Raw genomic sequence first — 19,976 nt, forward strand, 5'->3', positions numbered from 1 at the left:
ATCGTTTAAAAAAAAGTGTAAAAGGACTTATTTTTGCAACCTGAAAACCATTGTCTTCTTAAATGACAGATCTGTTAAAGAAAATTTTCTTCTCCACCCGTTTAATGTCCGTTTTGTTTATCGTATTTGCCGTGGCCATGGCATTTGGGACTTTTATTGAAAGTTGGTATAGTACGGAAACTGCCCGAATCTGGATATACAATACCACTTGGTTCGAGGTTATTATGGTCTTTTTTGTAATCAACTTCATTGGGAACATTGCGCGTTATCGCTTGTTGAGAAAGGAAAAATGGCCCGTTCTAGTCCTGCATTTGTCTTGGATATTGATCATTGTTGGTGCATTTGTAACCCGATATATCAGCTACGAGGGCATGATGCCCATCAGGGAAGGGGAAACTGAAAATGTGTTCTTTTCGGATAAGACCTATTTGACGGCCTACATTGAGGGTGATATCAATGGAGAGCCAAGAAGGAAAACTATGGAGGATGATTTGATCGTAACCCCAGAAGCCATAAAATCCAATCTGCCATGGACCGGGGACTTTAACGGTCAAGAATTTACCATTTCCTACGTTGACTTTATTGAGGGTGCCAAGGAGGGCCTCATTCAGGGAACGACAGGGAATACATATCTAAAAATCGTGGAAGCGGGCGATGGTCAGCGACACGAACATTTTTTGGAGAATGGCAAGGTCATGAGCATTCACGGCGTGCTGTTTTCATTGAACAATGAGACTGATGGGGCCATAAATATTTTCACCGATGGCCCCGAATATCGAATATCCTCTCCGTTTCAAGGAAGTTTTATGCGCATGGCCGACCAATTTCAGGGACAGTTGGTCCAGGATAGTGTACAAAAATTACAATTGCGTTCTTTGTACAATACGGCCAATATGCAGTTTGTCATCCCCGATTCCTTAGTACAGGGAACCTACGGCATTGTGGAAATACCCGAAGCCGAAAAAATGGAATTCGATTTGGATGCGCTTGTACTTTCCGTATCCAGTAATGGCGAGACCAAGGAAGTAAAGGTGTTGGGAAGTAAGGGGCAGACCCAGTTTAGCGATAAATTCAACGTTGGGGGCTTGGATTTTGCCCTGCGATATGGTTCCAAGATTTACGAGCTTCCTTTTGCCATACAACTTAACGATTTTATAGCCGAAAAATATCCTGGAACGGAGAACGCCTATGCCTCCTTTATGAGCAAGGTGACCATAAAGGATGAAAGGCCCTTTGATTATGATATTTACATGAACCACATTTTGGACCATAAGGGATACCGATTTTTCCAGGCCAGTTTTGACCCTGACGAAAAAGGCACCCGACTTTCAGTAAACCACGATTTTTGGGGCACTTGGATTACCTATGTAGGGTATTTTCTGTTGTATATTGGTTTGATGGGAATCATGTTCTTTGGGAAAACCCGCTTCAAGGATTTGGCGGAGTCCTTGGATAAATTGAAGGAAAAAAAGAAAAAGATACTTACGGCCCTAATACTTATAATTGGGCTATCTAGTTCCTTACAAGCGCAGGAGCATACAGTGGACGATGGCCATGACCATACCCAAGCACCCACCCAACAACAAATAGATTCCCTCATAAAATCCTCCATGGTGGCCAAGGAACATGCGGATAAATTCGGGAAATTGGTGATTCAGGATGAAGGCGGAAGGATGAAGCCCGTCAATACCTTTTCTTCGGAATTACTGAGGAAGTTGAGCCTTAAGGATACCTATTTGGGGTATAGTTCAGACCAAATTTTTCTTTCCATGATCATGAACCCCGCAGTTTGGTACAATGCGGAGTTTATTGCCTTGGACAAAAAGGCACAAAACGATAGCATAAGAAAAATTATAGGAATTCCGCAAGGGCAGAAATACGTAAAGGCGACTGATTTTTTTAATCCGGACGGGACGTACAAGCTGGAGCCTTTCTTAAGGGAGGCAACAGCTACAAATAACCCAAACAAGTTTGAACAGGATTTCAAGGATGCCAACATCCGTTTAAGTCTATTGAATCAGGCCTTGGGTCAGGATATCGTTAAAATTTTCCCACTGTTGAACGATGAGAACAACAAATGGATATCGGCGGTAGAATATCGTGGGGGACAGATTCAAATTCAGGATTCCCTATATGCCAATTTTGTCAAGAATGCCATGCCGTATTATTTGATGACATTAAGTAAGGCACAGCAGACAGGGGACTATGGTGAAGCAGACAGACTTCTGGCCGCTTTCAAGCAAAATCAGGTGAACAATGGTAGCGAAGTTTTGCCATCGGAACGAAGAATCAACACCGAAGTTATTTACAACAAGCTGAATATCTTTAATCGGCTGTATCAGTATTATGCCTTGGTTGGCGTACTTTTCTTTTTGATTCTCATTTTTCAAATTTTTAAAGATCGTTCCATCTGGAGAATTGGGGTCTATTTTTTCAAAGGGGTCATTTATTTATTCTTCCTGTGGCATACCGCCGGTTTGATTTTGAGATGGTATATCTCCGGCCACGCGCCATGGAGCGATGCCTATGAAAGTATCCTGTATGTTTCCTGGGCAACGATGGGCATGGGCTTATTGTTTGGTAGAAAAAGTAATATGACCGTTGCCGCATCGGCCTTTGTAACCTCCATGTTGTTATGGATAGCCCACCAGAGTTGGGTGGACCCTTCCATTGCCAATTTGGTTCCCGTATTGGACAGTTATTGGTTGATGATACATGTGGCGGTCATTGTTGGCAGCTATGGTCCTTTGACAGTGGGGATGATTTTAGGGGTGGTTTCTTTGATCTTGATTCTGTTGACCAATAAGAAAAATCGCGAACGTATGGATATCAATTTGAAGGAACTCACCATCATCAATGAGCTCTCATTGACGATAGGTTTGGTCATGCTGACGATTGGGAACTTCTTAGGGGGTCAATGGGCCAATGAAAGTTGGGGCCGTTATTGGGGCTGGGACCCTAAGGAAACGTGGGCCTTGATATCCATTATGGTTTACGCCTTTGTTATCCACACACGATTGGTTCCCGGGCTAAGGGGAAGGTGGACCTTTAATTTTTTGAGCGTCGTTGCCTTTGGTAGTATCATGATGACCTATTTTGGTGTGAACTTTTATTTGGTGGGACTTCATAGCTATGCGAGTGGGGCACAGGTGATTACACCAACCTTTGTGTGGTATACGGTTGCTGGCGTTTTGGCCTTGGGAGCACTGAGTTACTGGAGGTATCAGGTGAATTACGCCAAAAAAAAGTAGGTGCTATCATGAAGCTGTTGATACACGGTGCGACTGGAAGAATATCTAAATATATAGTTTGACCGACCTTGGAGCAGGTATATAGTCAAAACCATGCAATATTGAACAAAGGATAGAAGAGAAAATCTCAAAATCCTAATTTCAAATCACAGAATACCGCTTCGTTTTTAAGCTAAAGTTGTTATTGGTTTATATAAATCGTTTATAATTATAAAATTTACAAAAATCCATTTCGAACAACCAACAACTATTCCTTCTCCAACAACAACCGCATTATCTCCTCAGCGGCAACCTTTCCTTTCTCCTTTAGAAAATCCCGGGGCGTGTTATCGCCCAGTTCAAAAACGATGGCCGGCATGCCATGGTGTACATAAAAGTAATTTCTGGAAACCATGGTCGGTTTGATTTTATCAGAGGGAGCAATATTCGTTCTTTTTTGAGGGAGTCGGGTTGAAATGCTTTCGATCCAATCGTAAACGATCTTTCCTTTTTGTCCGATGACCGTGCTGTCAATTGGATAATAGATATCGTCCCAAGTTGAGTGAAAATCGGCCCCAAAAACGAATTCGTAGCCCTCTTCATTTTTTTTGTTCAGAAAATCGCGCACGCTTCTTGTTTCCGGCTGATTGAAATTTTCCCAATCGCGATTCAGGTCAATACCGCCCATGTTATGACGCCAATGTCCGTTGTCCACGCCATCGGGATTCATAAGCGGTACGGCGAAAATATCAAACTTTTCCCTGAAAGTCTTTGCCTGTTCCGTATCACTGGATATGGTTTCCATAAAGGATTTCATCACAAGGAATCCAGTAACTTCCGGCGGGTGTTGTCTGGAGATGATCATCAATGCTTTCTTGGTACTTGGATATTCCTTGATCTCCATGAGCTGGATAGCACGGTTTTCGTGGGATTTCCCAATTTCATAATTGGTAATGAAGGGTTTAACGGAGAGTGAATCTACCCATTCCTGCACTCTTTTGGAAGTATAAAGTTCTTGGGCCGATATCCAAACGGGTTCATTACCAATGGTTAAGGTAATTTCAGCAAACTCGGGTGCCGCTTTGATGCCAAACTCCCCTTCGCCCGGATTTATTACCTTGTAGTTGGTACTGTCCAAAACCTTAAAATGGATACCATCTGAACTGATTTTGGGATAATACCTACTTCTTGAATCCTGATAGGAAAGTTTAATGGTAATTTCCCTGGGCTTACCGGTCCAAACTTTGAAGGAATACCAAGGACTCACGTTTATGGGCGTATTCTCTGCAGTTATCCAAATGGTGTAATGGTCGTTACCGTCTTCGGCCACACCGTTCAATCGGGCACCATCAAAATCGTTCGAAAAGTAGGTTTGATTTTCCATGGACCAGATGCCCTTCCATTGTTTTTGTACCGGTCTGTTTACGGTAGGCACGACAGGGCTGACACCTTGTCCTTGATAGCCGGAAGTTGATTTTTGGGGGACTACGGTCGCGGTATTTTTACAGGAAATGATTACCGAAAAAAGGATGAGAATTGCAAGTAATTGGGTCTTCATAAAGTAAGGCATATGAATCATTGTAGAAAATTAGCAGATTTTATTTTTGGTTGAAAGGTATTTTAAAAAAATCGAACCAAAGTTTGTCGGCTTTTATTTGCTTAAAGTGTTTCAGGGAGTAGTTTTGATCTTGAGTAAGCGCGTAAACTGCGTCGACTAAGTTTCACCTTCATTTCGTAACTTTAGCAATTCATTAAACTAGGAACAATGGATAAAAGAGGTAAAGGCTTGAATACAATTTGTACACACGTGGGAGAATTGGAGGATACCAAATATAAAGGCGCGGTTTCCCCCTTGTATATGAGTACTTCGTATGCGTTTGATGATGTAGATGTTAAGCGATACCCTAGGTATTTTAATACGCCCAACCAGGAAGGTCTTTGTAAAAAGATCGCCGCATTGGAACATGCGGAGTCGGCCTTGATTTTTGGAAGCGGAATGGCTGCGGTAAGTACGGCCCTCTTGGCATTCCTTAGGGCAGGGGACCACATTGTTTTACAACAGACCTTATATGGGGGCACTTATAATTTGGTGACCGAAGAGTTCGATAAATATGGTATTTCCTATTCCTTTACAAAAGGATGGGAGCCTAAGGATTTTGAGAACGAAATTAGGGAAAACACCAAGGTGCTTTATATAGAAACACCCTCGAATCCCTTGTTGACAATAACCGATATAGAAGGTGTGGCCGCCATAGCGAAAAAACATGGCATCGTTTCCATGATCGATAATACATTTGCCAGTCCGGTGAACCAAAATCCGATAGATTTTGGCATCGACGTGGTCATTCATAGTGCCACCAAATACATGGGCGGTCATTCGGATATCTGTGCGGGTGCCGTAGCCTCTACCAAGGAACATATGCATCGCATATTCCATTTGGCCAAAAACTTTGGAGGTAGCCTTAGTGATTACACGGTTTGGTTGTTGGAAAGAAGTATAAAGACGATGGGGCTCAGGGTCCGGGCCCAAAACGAAAATGCTTTGGCAATGGCCCAGTATCTAGAAGCCCATGTGGATATTGATGCAGTGTATTATCCCGGGTTGACCATCCATAAGGACCATGAACTTGCCAAGCGGCAAATGAAAGGCTTTGGGGGAATGCTTTCTTTTGAATTGAAGCCCTATTTGGATGCCTCGCTTTTTCAGAGATCCCTAAAAATAATCAAATCCTCCATGAGTTTGGCAGGTGTGGAAAGTACGGTACTTTCACCAACCCAGACGAGCCATGCCCTGATGAGTGCCGAAGTAAGGGCAGAACAAGGCATCAAGGATGGGTTGATTCGATTTTCAGTAGGAATCGAGGAGCCGGAAGATCTAATTGCGGATATTGAATATGCCATTAAAAAAGTCAAGAAAGAGACTAAAACGACCGTTTGATATTTTTAAAAATCCAAAAAGGCACTTATAAATGAAATTAGATATTTTGGTATTTGGAGCGCATCCGGACGATGCTGAACTTGGTGCGGCCGGGACCATAGCCAAGGAAGTCTCCAAAGGCAAAAAGGTAGGCATTGTGGATTTGACCCGAGGTGAGTTGGGAACTCGGGGTACTGCAGAAATTAGGGACAAGGAAGCTGAAAATGCCAAAAACATTTTGGGAGTTTTGGTCCGGGAGAACCTAGGCTTTCGTGACGGGTTCTTTGTAAATGACGAGGCACATCAATTGGAGGTTATTAAAATGATTCGAAAGTACAGACCTGAAATAGTCCTATGCAATGCCATAAATGACCGACATATTGACCATGCCAAGGGAAGTGAATTGGTGAGCCATGCCTGCTTTTTAAGCGGACTTATAAAAATTGAGACTCTTCTTGATGGTAAGGTTCAAGAAAAGTGGCGTCCAAAATTGGTATATCATTATATCCAATGGAAAAACCTGATACCTGATTTCGCAGTGGATATAAGCCTATTCATGGGAAAGAAAACAGAAGCCATTTTGGCGTATTCCTCCCAGTTCCATGACCCAAAGAGCAAGGAGCCGGAGACGCCCATCAGTAGCAAGACCTTTATTGAAAGTGTGCGCTACAGGGCTCAAGATTTGGGCAGATTGATCGGGGTGGATTATGCCGAAGGTTTTACCGTAGAGCGTATGCTGGCCGTAGACTCCCTTGATTCCTTGATTTAGGCCGTTTTCTTGTATTGTTTTTTGGCTTTTGGTATGGTGAAGTAAAAGCTGGATCCTTTGTGGATGGAGCTATCCACCCAAATGTTACCATGATTTTTTTCAACCATTTCCTTGCACAGTGACAAACCAAGTCCGGTACCTTTTTCATCATTGGTTCCATAGGTAGTATGGGAATTGGCCTGGTCGAATATTTTTCCAATGGTTTCCTTGCTCATACCTACACCATTATCGCGTACAAGAATTTCCCAGTGTCTGGCTTTTTCGGCTGCGCTTATGGTTACCATACCGTCCTTAGGAGTGAATTTCAAGGCATTGCTGATCAAGTTGCGGATTACAATATCAATTTGGTCACTATCGCACCAAGTCAGTGTATTGGACTCTATTCTGTTGATAAGCCTTATGGATTTATTGTTTGCTACTTCTGAAAGCAAGGCTATATTTTCGTTAACTATACTTTCTATGGCCGTGATTCCAGGTTTCGTATGGGCCCCATTCATTTGGGTTTGTCCCCAAGAAAGTAAATTGTTGAGCGTAAAGGCGATATTATCTATATCCGATTTCAATTTGGGTACAAAGCCTAAAAACTCTTCCTTGGACATGTCACCTTCCTTAAACAATTTGATCAGCTCTTGGAATGCTCCAATGGGGCCTCTGAGGTCATGACCAATGATTGAAAAAAGCTTGTTCTTGGTCTGGTCGACCTCGTACAAATACTTTTCCTTTCTTTCTAAATCTTCTTGTTTTAAAATAAGTTCCTTATTCAACTCCTTCTGAATTTTAGCATTACGTTTAATTAGGGCTGTTATGAACAAGAATATTATTAAAACAATTAAGGTGGCATATACATAGTTCTTCTGTTTGGCCAAAGCCTCCTTATTTTCAAGGATTAACTGCTCCTTCTGCCTCTCATACGCTATTTTGGTTTTTAACATCGTAAGTCCCTTTTTACTTTCCTTTCTGGAAATTTTTCCGGAAATCTCATTGAAAATTTCATGGTACTCTAGGGCCATTTTATAGTCGCCTTTATTCTTGTATATTTCATACAATAATTCAGCACCTTCCTCTATTCCTGATAAAACATCCAGATTTAAGGAATGGTCGTAAGCCTGCTGTGCATATATTGTTGATATACTATCATTTCCCAATTTCAGATGCGCTTTTGCCATTCCCGTCAAAAGCTGTATTTCCTCCCTTAAATCGTCTAACCTATCGTGAAGGATTTCACTTTGAGCATACCAATATAAGGCCCATTTATTCTTCTGCTGTTTTAAGTACACTTTACCTTTTACCTGGTATGCATAGGCGAGCCAATCCCTGATTCTGTTATCCTCAAAGGTTTTTATGGCACTATTTATATTGAACATGGCAAGTTCCAATTTTCCCATATCGGCATAGGCCGAGGCCATATTGCTCATGGTTTCAGCCATGATGATTGCATCTCCTATTTTTTCGTTGATTTTTTTGACCTTTTCATAATAGAACATACCTTCTTCAAAATCCTTTTGGGAAATATAGAGGTTGGCAATATTTTCGTTGATTATGGATAACATCTTTTGATTTTCAAGATATTCTGCCAGTTCAATGCATTCAAGGTATTTGCTTAGGGCAAGGTCATAATCACCCTTATAGTCAAATTGTTCGCCTATGGTATTGAGAATTGTTAAGCGTAAGGTATCGTCCTTTTCAACAAAACTGATATCCAAGGCCTTTTGCAAGTTGCCCAAGGACTCATCATATTTGCCCTTGTCTGAATAAAATGTTCCTAAACCTAGGTAAGCATTTGCCTTACCGATTTCATAGCCTATTTTCTCACTTATTCTAAGCCCTTCCTCTGATAGTAATTTAAGGCTGTCCAGATTGAAATACCGCTGCTCTAGACCTAATTCCAATAACAATTCTACATACTCAGTATTTTCTTTGGAGGAGTTTTGAAACTTTGAAATTCCAATCAATAGGGAATCCTTATAAGACATTTGGGCAAGTGCACCATAAGTAAAGAAAATAAATAGTAGAAGCACTCCTCTTATATAAAAGGCTTTGCTGTCGTAGTTCTTAAAGGTTTTAAATTTAGAAATCACCTGAATTTGCTCATACAAAATGTGAATTTACAATGCCTTTACCACATGTCTCATTTTTTGTTGTGAACTATCAATTTTTATGTGTTTTATCTTGAATTTATGTAATTCATCGATAGTTTGAAATTTCTACATCTAAATATTATTTATATTACTAATAAAGTAAAGCCTTTAAAGATAAAACGAAAATGCATCCTAAAGTTGGAAATTTTAGGTGATTAAGTACAGGGCCGCAAACTTACTTTGAAAGTTGTGCCCTTATTTATTTCACTTTCCACCCAAATATCACCATTATTTTTTTCGACCATTTCCTTGCAAAGCATCAGCCCAAGACCAGTACCTTTTTCGTCGTTCGTACCAAAAGTTGATAAATGTTCCTTGTAGTCCCATATCTTTTTAATATTGTCTTCGCTAATGCCAACACCGTTATCCTTAACTTTAATCAACACCTTGTCTTTTGATATTTCTCCATCAATAAAAATTTTTCCGCCTTCATGTGAAAATTTAATTGCATTGCTTATTAAATTTCTAAAGACAATTTCAAAATGGTTCAAATCCATTTTGGCACATAAATTATCTGGTATAGAGTTGATAAGTTTAATTCTTTTGTTTTTTAGATTTTCATTAAAAATCTTGGAGATATCTTCGACTTCATTTCGTGCTAGAAGATTTCTTGGTACCATACTTGATCCCTTCATTTGTGTTTGACCCCAATTCAAAAGGTTGTCCAAAGTAAAATGAATATGTTCAAGGTCCTTCTGTAATTTAGGTCCAAATCTCCTGAACTGACTTTCACCATTTTCTTCATTTAGGGAGACATCCAACAAACCCTTCAACGATATGATAGGACCTCTAAGATCATGACCCACAATGGAAAACAATTTATCTTTTGTTTGATTTGTTAGGTGTAATTCTCGCTCGTTGTCGGCAAGAATGGTATTTAATTTTTTTCTTTTTTTACTGGATTTCTGAATAAAAAAAATAACGACTATTGCCATTATTAGTGATACCAATGACCAACCTATGTATTTTTTTTGGGTATTTATGGTGGCCAGATTGGTTTCTTCAAGTCTTGACCTTTCCTCCTCAAAGGCCAACTTTGCCTTTAGCATGGAGAGATTGGTCTTATTTTGTTCTTTGGAAATGGAGTCAGAGTAGGCTTCGGCACTTTCCAAATATTTAAGGGAGTCTTCAAAATCACTTTCATACTTTGCCAACTTATAGAGTATGCGAGAACACTTTTCCAGGCCAGATCTTAATTTAAAGGATTTGTATAAATCTAGGCTTTTAAGGGCAAATTCCTTCGAAAGGGCATAATTACCTAGTTCGTAATGAACTGACGCAAATCCAAAATATAAATCCGAAATACCTTTTTTATCCCCACTTTTCTGATATTCCTTTTCGGCTTTTTCATAAAATTCCAATGCTTTGTCATATTCCTTATTTAAACTAAATACTTCACCGGTAGTCAGATAATTGAACGCAATGATTGTTGAAAAGTTGGTTTTTTTTGCAAGTTCAAGACCTTGCTTTAAATAATCCTTTGCTCTATCCAAATTATTTTTCCGCATATTCAGATAGCCAAGATTTGATAGAATAATACCATGGATGTGAACTGGCGTTTCTTGATCGATAACTTTTCTTGCAGCGTCATAATAAAGCATTGATTCGTTATAATCTCCCAATAATAGGAACATTGTACCCAAATTGTTGTTAATACGAACCAATTCGTTTAAATTTTTGGTTTTTTCAGCCAAATAATTGGCCATGAGGAAGTTTTGAAAGGCCTTTGGATGATCTGATTGTATGAAGTGGGCTTGGGCAATATCATTATATATTTTTATGCCCAAATCTGGGTATTTGGACAAGCTTGGATGGTTTGAAATTCCTAAATTTATTTCCAAGGATTTCTTGCTGTTCCCTTGATACAACTCGTAGCTGGCCAGATTGTATGTGGAATACAATACACCTCTTTCATAGTTGATTTCCTTGCTTAGCTCCAAAGCCTGTAAGGCGATTATTTGAATGGAATCCGATTTTCTATAGCGCAGTTCTTCCGCTCGTTTGTTGAGCTCCAAAATATAAATCGTGTCCTTAAGTATGGAAGGTATCTTTTGTGAGTATACAGCTATGGAAATAAATAGGAACAGAAATGTAGTTTTAAGCATTTTTGAACTTTTCATCCTGTTTAATAGTTAAATGGATATTGATACGTGTGTGAACGAAAAATACTAAAATTTTACTTTTATTTTATTCTTGAACGTATATAGAGTTTGTAATAGATTGGCTTTTGATTAGTGTTACTTTATAAAAAAAATCAGTTAGAAGGTAAATTCACCATCGTATTAATTTGTCAATTTCTCTTACTCTAGTGCACAAGTTTTTAATGGTTGAATTAAAACCTGATAATATAAGTGTAACTTAATCTTTTTGTACGATCAACAATATTTTAAAGTAGATTTTCTTTTGATAAGTAGAAGAAAAAAAATTACCTTTGCCACCGCTTATAAATGGTGGTTGTAGCTCAGCTGGTTAGAGCGCTGGATTGTGGTTCCAGAGGTCGCCGGTTCGAACCCGGTCTTCCACCCAAAAAGCATTTTAAACTCGCCCTGTACATGATATGTCCGGGGCTTTTTTGTATCCTGAATGTAGGGTAAGAAGCCTGTGTAGAGCAAGGAATGCCCAGATTCCAGTCTTTACTTTTTAAAAGAAAAAGGCCGATAATAACTATCGGCCTTTAACTTAAATCTTAAACTTCCTTAATCCGAAGCCTTATCGACAACAACGGGATTGGCCCTGTTTGCCAATTCCCATGCCGTATAGAAAATCAGTCGGGTTCTGTTCTCCAATAAATCATAGTTTATTTTGTCCGGAGTGTCACTAGGCCTGTGATAATCGTCATGTGTTCCGTTAAAATAGAAAATTATGGGAATGTTGTTTTTGGCAAAATTGTAGTGATCGCTTCGGTAATAAAATCGATTGGGGTCGTTTTCATCGTTATAGGTATAATCCAATTCCAATTGGGTGTATTTGGAATTCACTTCCTCGGAAAGCTCATGTAGTTCCGTACTCAATTTATCGGAACCAATGAGGTAGATATAATTTCTATCCCCATCCCGCTTAGGGTCTATTCTTCCCACCATGTCAATGTTCAAATTCGCAACTGTCTGGCCTAGGGGAAAAATGGGCTCTACATCGGTATAATATTCAGAACCCAAAAGGCCCTTTTCTTCTCCGGTCACGTGCAAGAAGACCACAGACCTACTCGGTCCATTTCCGTCTTCCTGAGCTTTTTTAAAGGCTTCCGCAATTTCCAAGAGCGCCACGGTTCCAGACCCGTCATCGTCCGCGCCATTGTTGATCTCGCCCTCTTCGGTAATTCCTATATGGTCCAAATGCGATGAAATGATAATATATTCATTGGGTTTCTTGCTTCCCTGTATAAATGCCACTACGTTCTCCGAATCTACCTCCTCGTTGGAACTTTCAAATGCCAATGTTGCTTTTGAGTCTAATTCCTTGGGCGTTTGGTCTGTTTCTATAGATGGTAAAATCGCTTTTGCCAACGTACCATCGATAAACAGACTTGAAAAGTCATTTTCCTGAAGGTCCTTAAGGCTCATTCTGCCACTATTACTGTTTCGCATATAGTCGAACCGACTTTTAAATCTTGGGTAATTATCGGCATCGTAGTAAAGTACGCCAATAGCTCCCTTGTCTTCGGCCAATTGGAAGCGTTTTCCAAGTGATTCCGACATGTTGCTCCAAATCGATTTTTCAGAGGTACCGGAAATCGTGTACGTACCGTCCGAGTTCATGGGCTCCCCGGTTTTCATCAATACCAACTTGCCGGCAATGTCCATTCCCTGGTAGTCAGAATAATTATCGTCCTCGATACCGTATCCTACATATACAATTTCATTGTCCCCGGATTGGGCTTTTGAAAAGGTAAGTACGTGCTCGCCCAAAAGATAATCGGAAGTGTCGATGCTTAACTTGCCAACGGGAATATTGCTGATTTCAATGGGTACTTTCTGAAAGTAATCACCATTGGACTGGGCGGGAGGAATCTCCAAATTCTCATATTCCGCTTTTAGGTAGGCAATGGCCTTTTTTTGTCCGGGTTGTCCGGTTTCCCGGCCTTCAAATTCATCGGAAGCGTAAATGTACAAATGCTCCTTCAATTCGGCCTCTGTTATTGTTTCCGCATAGACTTTAGGGTCGACGGGTCCTTTTGAAATGGTTTCCGTGCTTACTGTCTTCTGTGAGGAATTACATGCGGCCAAAAGGACCGCCACCAACCAAACTAATTTTCTCATACGTTTAAATTAAATGCAACATATTGATTTTTAATTGCCTCCTTTGGAAGAGGAATTTAGTTAATCACTCAAATCCCTTGATGAGGGTTTCATAGGTATTTTGTGAAATTTGTCAAAAATAAGGAAAAGTGGGATATGGAATATGATCAGCAAGATGAATCGGCCACTATCTTCCAATCCCCATTAATTCTTTTGAAAATAATGAGAAAGGTCCCTTTGGCATCCCCAACCTCCCGGGTCAAATGATATTCTCCCATCACCCAATAGGCATCTTTGTTTATTTTGGAAATATCAGCGATTTTAAATTGTAAATTGCCCGTATGTGCTTTTGAAGGATAGCGCAGGTTATAATTCTCCAAGGTTGTCTCCCAGCCCTTGGAAAGTTTGGCACCACTGTAAAACTTAAGGGAGTCGCTCTCCCAGTATCCGGCCATAAAACCCTCAATATCACCGTTGGACCAGCTAGTTTGTTGGTCATGTAAGATTTTTTTGATTTGGTAGATGTCCTCCGCATCGTTACTAGTTTCAGCGCAGGAAACGAAAATACCTAGAGTGATGGCAAGTAAAAAGTACTTCATAATAGTTGGATTTACACGTCAATATAGAAAATAGAATTCAGTATCTTTAAGGGTAACCTTTATTATTTTTGACCGATGCAAATTAGGGATTTGGCAGAGCGACATTCGCTCATCTCAGAACTTTTTAAATTCCCCAAAACAGCAGATGAATGGGAGGCTTATAAACTATCCGAAGCCCAATTGACCCATTACGAGGAATATGGATATGTATCCGGTATCAAACTGTTGGACGAAGGGCAAATTTTACACTTGCAAAAGGAATTGGACGAGCTTATGGATCCAAAACATCCTGCACACTCGCTTTTTTACGAATTTCACAGTAACGAATCCAAGGACCAGGATTCCGTATTGTTTCATTCCCTTGGGCATTGGAGGATTACGGAAGGCTTTCATGATGTTCTATGGAATCCGGCGTTTGTAATGGCGGCCTATCAATTGTTGGGAAATAGGGCGGTTCGTTTTTGGCACGACCAGCTTTTTTATAAACCTGCAAAGCACGGTGGGGTAGTGGCCTGGCACCAGGACTACTCGTATTGGACACGCACCGTGGCCATGCAACATTTAACCTGTTGGACAGGTCTGGACGATGCCACCGAAGAAAACGGGTGCTTGTATTATGTTCCAAAAAGCCACAATTGGGGGTTGCTGGATGCCCCTGAACTTGCCGGAAACATGGAGGGGCTTTTGGACTATTTGACCGAAGATCAGCGCAGGGAATTTAACCCTGTTCCCATTCCCTTGAAGAAGGGCTATGCCACTTTTCACCATCCCTTAATGGTACATGGTTCCTATGAAAACAAATCGAATAGGCCTCGAAGGGCCTTTGTCCTAAACGTTTTTGCTGATGGTACGGTAAGCAATACCAATGATGAACTCTTAAAGGGTGTCCCGCCTATTTCAAAGGGGCAGAAAATGGAGGGTAAGTTTTTTCCGTTGCTTTTTGGTTAGGCCAAGCTTTTTGATTTTTCCTGCGTCCTTTTTTGTCGTAGCCTGATTTTCTTTTGTATCTCCTCCGGGTAGTTATTGGGAGTGTCTTCGGCCTCCAAAATGAGCAATTCCTGCCCTTCCTGGGGTTCTTTTAGTTCATCGGCGTGGCATCCTAGAATAACCGCTGCCGTATTTACCCCAGAATGGCTTGCCCCGGCCACACCGTGCGATAAAATACTGGCACCGCATAGATATAGGTTTTCTATCTCACTTTTGGATTTGTATGCAAAAGGTCCAATATGCTTTAGGCTTTTTTCTGTTCCGTAGACATTTCCTCTTGTTGTATTGATGTAATATTCGTTGGTAATTGGGGTGCCCAATTCTTGGTGGACGATGTGCTTGCTGATATTTGGGACCACTTTTTCCAAGCCCAAAACCATTTTTTTGGTGAGTTCCTCCTTAAACCGGAGGTATTTTTCCGACCGTTCGGCACTTTCCTCCGCAAAAGGCTCAAATGTCCTGTAGTCTATAAAGGTGATTACTTCCAGGCAATGGTGCTTTCCATCAAAACTTGTAGGGTCTTTCAAGGTGGTACAGCTCACGAAAAGCGCCTCGAAAAATCCGACCTTTTGAAGGTCCGATTTCATTATGCTGTCATAGTAATCATCCATATCCCTATCCGGTAAAACCCAAATATTTCCGGAGTCCAAACCGGCCTTTCGCACATCCATATCCACCGTCAAAAACAACATGAGCGAAGTGCATGAATAGACCGTTTTTTCCAATTTTTTTTGAAGCTTTTGGCTTAGGTGCTGCTTCCCGATGAGTTGGTTGTACGTGATGCCGACATCCGCATTGGAAACAATATGCTTCCCGAAAATTTGCCTTCCATCGGCAAGCTCCACTCCGGTAGCTTTCTTGTTCGTTTCGCCTTCGATCAGTATTTTTTTAACGGAGGTGGAAGTTTTAAGGACACCTCCATATTCCTTGAATTTATTGGTCATTGATTTTACCAAGGCACCTCCGCCACCCATGGGATAGTATCCTCCTTTAAAATAGTGGTACATCAAAGCGGCATGTAAAATAAATGCAGCCTTCCTTGGCTGCACCCCGTGGTCGCCGCATTGAATATTTAGGACATTTTTTAAAAGTGGGTCTCTGATATGCCAATTTATGACCCTTTTGAGACTGAACAAACCGTATTTGCCAAAATGCCGGGTTCTGTACGGAATGGTCAATTTTTTCCAAAAACCCTTTATGTAAGGTAACGTGTAGAGTTCCTCGCTTGCCAGTCGGATTAGCTTTAGGTATTTTTTGATTCTTTTTTTTTCCTTCGGAAATCTGTCAATCAATCGGTTTTCAAGTTCTTCGGGATTATCGGGAAAATCAAATCGGTGGTTTCCAATACGCACATGTTCATAAGCATCGGGATTCATCCTAAAAAACACCAAATCATTGGCAATGCCCAAACCTTTGTACAAATTACTGGTAGATTCACCTTCACCTACCAATCCAATGTAATGTACACCCGGAGTAAATCGGTGTCCCTCCAGATAAAAACTATGGCACCATCCACCGGGTACGTCGTGTTGTTCCAACAATAGGACTTTCTGTCCGGCCCTTGCAAGGCATAAAGCGGTGGTCAGCCCCCCAGCACCTGAACCTATGACGATGCTGTCCCAGTTTTGGGTCGATATATCCTCTTGTAAGTCCTTTTTTTTCAAGGGCTATTTATTCAAGGCTTTCTGAATGGCTTCCTCCACTAAAGGCTCCATGACCTTATATCCTTCAACGGTGGGGTGGACCTCATCATCGGCATATTTTTTTGGCAATCCGTTCCTTTCATCCGCCATTTGCGAGAAATAATCAAGATAGAAATGCCCTTTTTCTTCAGCATAGGCCTTTATCATTTTGTTAAGTGCCACTATTTTTCCGGCGGGTTCCATCCCTGGTTTCCAAGGATAATCATACGCTGGCAAGGTAGATGATAGTACCACCTTAATATCATTGGCGTGTGCAATTTCTGCCATGCCCTTGATGTTGTCCATGATCATTTCCAAGGTGGACGGTCCCGTGTTCCCGGCAATATCATTGGTTCCGGCAAGGATGACCACCACCTTTGGATGAAGGTCCACCACATCCTGCCGAAAGCGAATCAGCATCTGGGGCGTGGTCTGTCCACTAATGCCCCTGTTCACATACGGTTTTCCCTCAAAGAATTCCGGTCTGGAATTCAGCCAACCAATGGTGATGGAATTGCCCATGAAAACGACCCTGTCTTCATTTTCTTTGGGGGCTTCCAAAGATCCATTGGCCTCTTGGAACATTTTTAAGTTGGCCCAATCCTGAGCTAAAACCGTGTGCTGGGATAAAAAAGTGGCGAGGATTCCCATAAGCAAAACCTTGAAATTTTTCATTTGTACGTTATTGATAGTGATTGTGTTGAAGTATTCTTTTTTCGTCCGATGTCAAAGGAAGCGTATCCAAGAGCTTTTGTAGGTTTGGCCGTTGAACGGCCAAGTACAGGACCAAACACACGGCTATGACCAAAGGCAAGGCATTACCGGATGTATTATACCCGACTATGGCCAAAAAAGCGGGGCCCTCCAATAAGGCATACTTAACGATCGATGCGGACTGGTACCTTTTCAATTTTTCCTCCAAAGGCATCGTTTTATCTATGGCAGAAATCTGATTTCTAAAAATAAACTGACTCCCAAAATAACCTGCGACGGCCGTAATGGGAACGAGGTATAAAAATGGATTTGATTCATCCATTTGGGCGTTAAATTCCCCTGAACCTAGATAGGAAAGTAGCAGAAAAACCGAAACACCGGCCACCAAGGCCAGGTGAATTATTTTATTTGTCCTTAAATAGCTTTTAATCTCCAAGACGTTGAATAAAGCCCTAAGATACTATTTTAAACTATAGTTTTTATGTAAAGTGATTCGGGATAGATTTTGGTACACTAGTAAGGTCAAAGGTGATTTGTGAAGCCCTGGGGAAGTATGTACTTTTTGATTATCGGATAAAAAACCGCAACAAACCAATGCTTTCAATATATTTGCGTGGTATGAGAACAGTATTATTATTTTGCCTTGCGGCATGCTTTGCAGTTAAAGGATACTCCCAAATTGGTGAGGACAAGGTGCTTCATTTTGTGGGCGGTAACCTTTTTGGTATGGTTGGTGCAGGTTTGGCGAACCAGATTTCGGATGGAAACAGGGCATGGACCTTCGCAGGATCAATTGGCGGAAGCTTACTAATAGGTCTTGCAAAGGAGGGTATCGACCAGAACCAATACGGTGGTTGGGACAATTCCGATCTATTGGCGACCGTCCTTGGTGGTGTTAGTGTAGGTGTCACCATCGATGTTTTCAAACAAAAGAAAAAAAGAAAGCGAGCGCAACTTTATAGAGAGGCCATTGGATTTAAAATTGAACATGATTATTATCCAATGGATTTCATTTCCCCAGCTACCTCGCTTTCCGTTTTGGCTATTTCGCCAAGTGTTCTCAGCGGCGAATACTAGTATTTTGCACTTTTGCCGTTTGCTTGCGTGTTTTTGATGAATTCACGAATGTCATCATTGGCCTTTTGTAAGTCCTCCTTACGAAGGTACATCATATGACCGGAACGATACCCCTTAAAACTGAATCGGTCTTTCATTCTACCACTGGGGTCCACTTGCCACATAAGATATTTTGCATTGAAATACGTAGTGGCGCCATCGTAATATCCGGATTGTACCATCACGTTCAAATAGGGATTTTGGGCCATGGCCTGTCTTAGGTTCTCCCGGGTATTTTCATCTGAGTTGTCCCATGGATGTACGGGACCGAACATATTGTATTTAATGTCTGTCTTAAATTTAAGTTCTTCCTGTAGATAGTAATTAATGGCCGGTGTAAAACTGTGCAGCCAGGAAGTAATTTCGGAATTATAATCGGGTCGCATGCCCATTAATTGTTTGTCCATTCCCAAATACCTGGAATCCAATCGCCCAACGGTATATCCCCCTTTTTCCTTCAAGAGGTTTTTCCAAAAGAAAGAAGTTGGAACGGATAAATTCTGGTCCAGAATATCTTTCGCTTCCAATCCGGAGTAATAGGCCATTTTTTCGGCAACCGTAGACCTTTCCGTATTCGGTATAAACCCGCCTTTGGCCAAGGCAGGGATTAAAGTATTGATTGTATATTCCTCGGATTCGGGTAAAATTTCAAGTAAATCCTTGTTTTGCAATGCCGAAGGTAATGCCTTATGATGCCATGCAGCCGCCGTATAGTAAGGCAGGTTCATCGCCTCGGCAACGGGTCCGGAATTTCTGATGATTTTATAATCGGCGGGCGAGACCAAGATCACCCCGTTCAAGTACATCCATTGTGCATTTTGCAATTCCAGGGAAAGGCCCATTACACGAGGACCACCATAACTTTCCCCAATGAGGTACTTTGGGGAGCGCCATCTGTTGTGTCGGGTAACAAAGGTGTTCAGCCATTCTGCGAGGTATTTGATATCGGCATTGATACCAAAGAACTTTTTACGGTCCACTTTATCGCCAGTTTCCGGAATCGTTCTGGAATACCCGGTGTTCGCGGGATTTACGTAGACCACATCGGTTACATCCAAAACGGAATAAGGGTTTTCTTTAACCCCATAGGGTTGCACGGGATATCCCTCGTCATCAATGTTCAATATTCGGGGGCCTGTATAGGCCAAATGCATCCATACGGAACCGGAACCAGGCCCGCCGTTAAACGAAATCAACAAAGGTCTGGCCGCACGGTCCTTGACATTGTTACGGGTATAATAGGTATAATGCAAGGAGGCAATGGGATCGCCATTTTCGTCCCAAACGGGCTGCGTTCCCGTTTTTGCGGTGTAATCAATGGAAGTCCCGTTTATGACAACGCTATGTTGGGTGGTAACTACCGTATCGACCGGAAGTTCCCTTCCCTGGGCCTTGGATTGAAAGTGAAATAGTAAAACTAGGATGGTTGGTAAAAGTAATCGTTTCATATGTTCTCTGAATTAGGCCCCTAAAAATAACCATTATATGTATATATCTCTTTTTACACGATCCAAAATTCAACTTTATTCTTAGTATATTTAAAAGTGTATCAAATTGATTAATCATTAAAGGAAGGAAATGAAACCCTC

At 41.2% G+C, this 19,976-nt stretch carries 14 protein-coding genes and 1 tRNA gene; 6 read left to right on the plus strand and 9 right to left on the minus strand.

Going from position 1 to position 19,976, the window contains the following annotated elements; genetic code table 11:
• Window positions 1–62: 62 nt before the first annotated feature.
• Window positions 63–3,251, plus strand: coding sequence for a cytochrome c biogenesis protein CcsA (gene ccsA / locus FEK29_RS08890; protein WP_138258079.1), 3,189 nt, complete (start codon window positions 63–65; stop codon window positions 3,249–3,251).
• Window positions 3,252–3,498: 247 nt separating this feature from the next.
• Here the strand turns inward: ccsA and FEK29_RS08895 are convergent, their stop codons facing one another.
• Complete coding sequence (locus FEK29_RS08895) at window positions 3,499–4,788, minus strand: M14 family metallopeptidase (RefSeq protein WP_138258080.1); 1,290 nt, start codon at window positions 4,786–4,788, stop codon at window positions 3,499–3,501.
• 207 nt (window positions 4,789–4,995) lie between these two features.
• On the opposite strand from FEK29_RS08895, the gene FEK29_RS08900 reads away from it, so the two are divergent.
• Together FEK29_RS08900 and bshB1 are read left to right on the plus strand one after the other, a co-directional pair.
• The gene (locus FEK29_RS08900; protein ID WP_138258081.1) at window positions 4,996–6,168 is read left to right on the plus strand and encodes a trans-sulfuration enzyme family protein; all 1,173 of its coding nucleotides are present in this window, start codon (window positions 4,996–4,998) and stop codon (window positions 6,166–6,168) included.
• Between the two features lie 31 nt (window positions 6,169–6,199).
• Window positions 6,200–6,916, plus strand: a complete 717-nt coding sequence (gene bshB1, locus FEK29_RS08905) for a bacillithiol biosynthesis deacetylase BshB1 (RefSeq protein ID WP_138258082.1) — start codon at window positions 6,200–6,202, stop codon at window positions 6,914–6,916.
• Here the strand turns inward: bshB1 and FEK29_RS08910 are convergent.
• Both FEK29_RS08910 and FEK29_RS08915 read right to left on the minus strand, forming a co-directional pair.
• Entirely contained in the window at window positions 6,913–8,934 is a 2,022-nt protein-coding gene (locus tag FEK29_RS08910; protein WP_240042706.1) for a tetratricopeptide repeat-containing sensor histidine kinase, read from the minus strand. The genes bshB1 and FEK29_RS08910 overlap by 4 nt on opposite strands.
• A gap of 275 nt (window positions 8,935–9,209) precedes the next feature.
• Window positions 9,210–11,159 carry a tetratricopeptide repeat-containing sensor histidine kinase gene (locus tag FEK29_RS08915; RefSeq protein ID WP_161595337.1) on the minus strand — a complete coding sequence of 650 codons (1,950 nt, stop codon included), beginning with the start codon at window positions 11,157–11,159 and terminating at the stop codon, window positions 9,210–9,212.
• Window positions 11,160–11,503: 344 nt separating this feature from the next.
• Between FEK29_RS08915 and FEK29_RS08920 the strand changes: the two genes are divergently transcribed.
• A tRNA-His gene (locus tag FEK29_RS08920) sits at window positions 11,504–11,579 on the plus strand.
• A 171-nt stretch (window positions 11,580–11,750) separates the two neighbouring features.
• On the opposite strand, the gene FEK29_RS08925 is transcribed toward FEK29_RS08920, so the two are convergent.
• Together FEK29_RS08925 and FEK29_RS08930 are read right to left on the minus strand one after the other, a co-directional pair.
• Window positions 11,751–13,310, minus strand: coding sequence for a M28 family peptidase (locus FEK29_RS08925; protein WP_138258084.1), 1,560 nt, complete (start codon window positions 13,308–13,310; stop codon window positions 11,751–11,753).
• 146 nt (window positions 13,311–13,456) lie between these two features.
• Window positions 13,457–13,888 carry a YybH family protein gene (locus FEK29_RS08930; RefSeq protein ID WP_138258085.1) on the minus strand — a complete coding sequence of 144 codons (432 nt, stop codon included), beginning with the start codon at window positions 13,886–13,888 and terminating at the stop codon, window positions 13,457–13,459.
• A 75-nt stretch (window positions 13,889–13,963) separates the two neighbouring features.
• Here FEK29_RS08930 and FEK29_RS08935 point away from each other — a divergent pair, with 75 nt between their 5' ends.
• On the plus strand, window positions 13,964–14,836 hold the full coding sequence (locus FEK29_RS08935; RefSeq protein ID WP_138258086.1) for a phytanoyl-CoA dioxygenase family protein: 873 nt from the start codon (window positions 13,964–13,966) through the stop codon (window positions 14,834–14,836).
• Here FEK29_RS08935 and FEK29_RS08940 read toward each other — a convergent pair.
• From FEK29_RS08940 to FEK29_RS08950, 3 genes are read right to left on the minus strand one after another with little or no spacing between them, the layout of a single operon-like run.
• Complete coding sequence (locus tag FEK29_RS08940) at window positions 14,833–16,539, minus strand: phytoene desaturase family protein (RefSeq protein WP_138258087.1); 1,707 nt, start codon at window positions 16,537–16,539, stop codon at window positions 14,833–14,835. The two genes, FEK29_RS08935 and FEK29_RS08940, sit on opposite strands and share 4 nt — an antisense overlap.
• 3 nt (window positions 16,540–16,542) lie before the next feature.
• Window positions 16,543–17,232, minus strand: coding sequence for an SGNH/GDSL hydrolase family protein (locus tag FEK29_RS08945; protein ID WP_138258088.1), 690 nt, complete (start codon window positions 17,230–17,232; stop codon window positions 16,543–16,545).
• A 7-nt stretch (window positions 17,233–17,239) separates the two neighbouring features.
• The gene (locus tag FEK29_RS08950; protein WP_138258089.1) at window positions 17,240–17,707 is read right to left on the minus strand and encodes a hypothetical protein; all 468 of its coding nucleotides are present in this window, start codon (window positions 17,705–17,707) and stop codon (window positions 17,240–17,242) included.
• A 182-nt stretch (window positions 17,708–17,889) separates the two neighbouring features.
• Between FEK29_RS08950 and FEK29_RS08955 the strand changes: the two genes are divergently transcribed.
• Window positions 17,890–18,348, plus strand: coding sequence for a hypothetical protein (locus FEK29_RS08955; RefSeq protein ID WP_193554884.1), 459 nt, complete (start codon window positions 17,890–17,892; stop codon window positions 18,346–18,348).
• Here FEK29_RS08955 and FEK29_RS08960 read toward each other — a convergent pair.
• Complete coding sequence (locus FEK29_RS08960) at window positions 18,345–19,835, minus strand: S10 family peptidase (RefSeq protein ID WP_138258090.1); 1,491 nt, start codon at window positions 19,833–19,835, stop codon at window positions 18,345–18,347. The genes FEK29_RS08955 and FEK29_RS08960 overlap by 4 nt on opposite strands.
• Window positions 19,836–19,976: the final 141 nt, after the last annotated feature.

Source organism: Maribacter aurantiacus, from assembly GCF_005780245.1.
In the GTDB taxonomy this organism is placed as follows: domain Bacteria; phylum Bacteroidota; class Bacteroidia; order Flavobacteriales; family Flavobacteriaceae; genus Maribacter; species Maribacter flavus.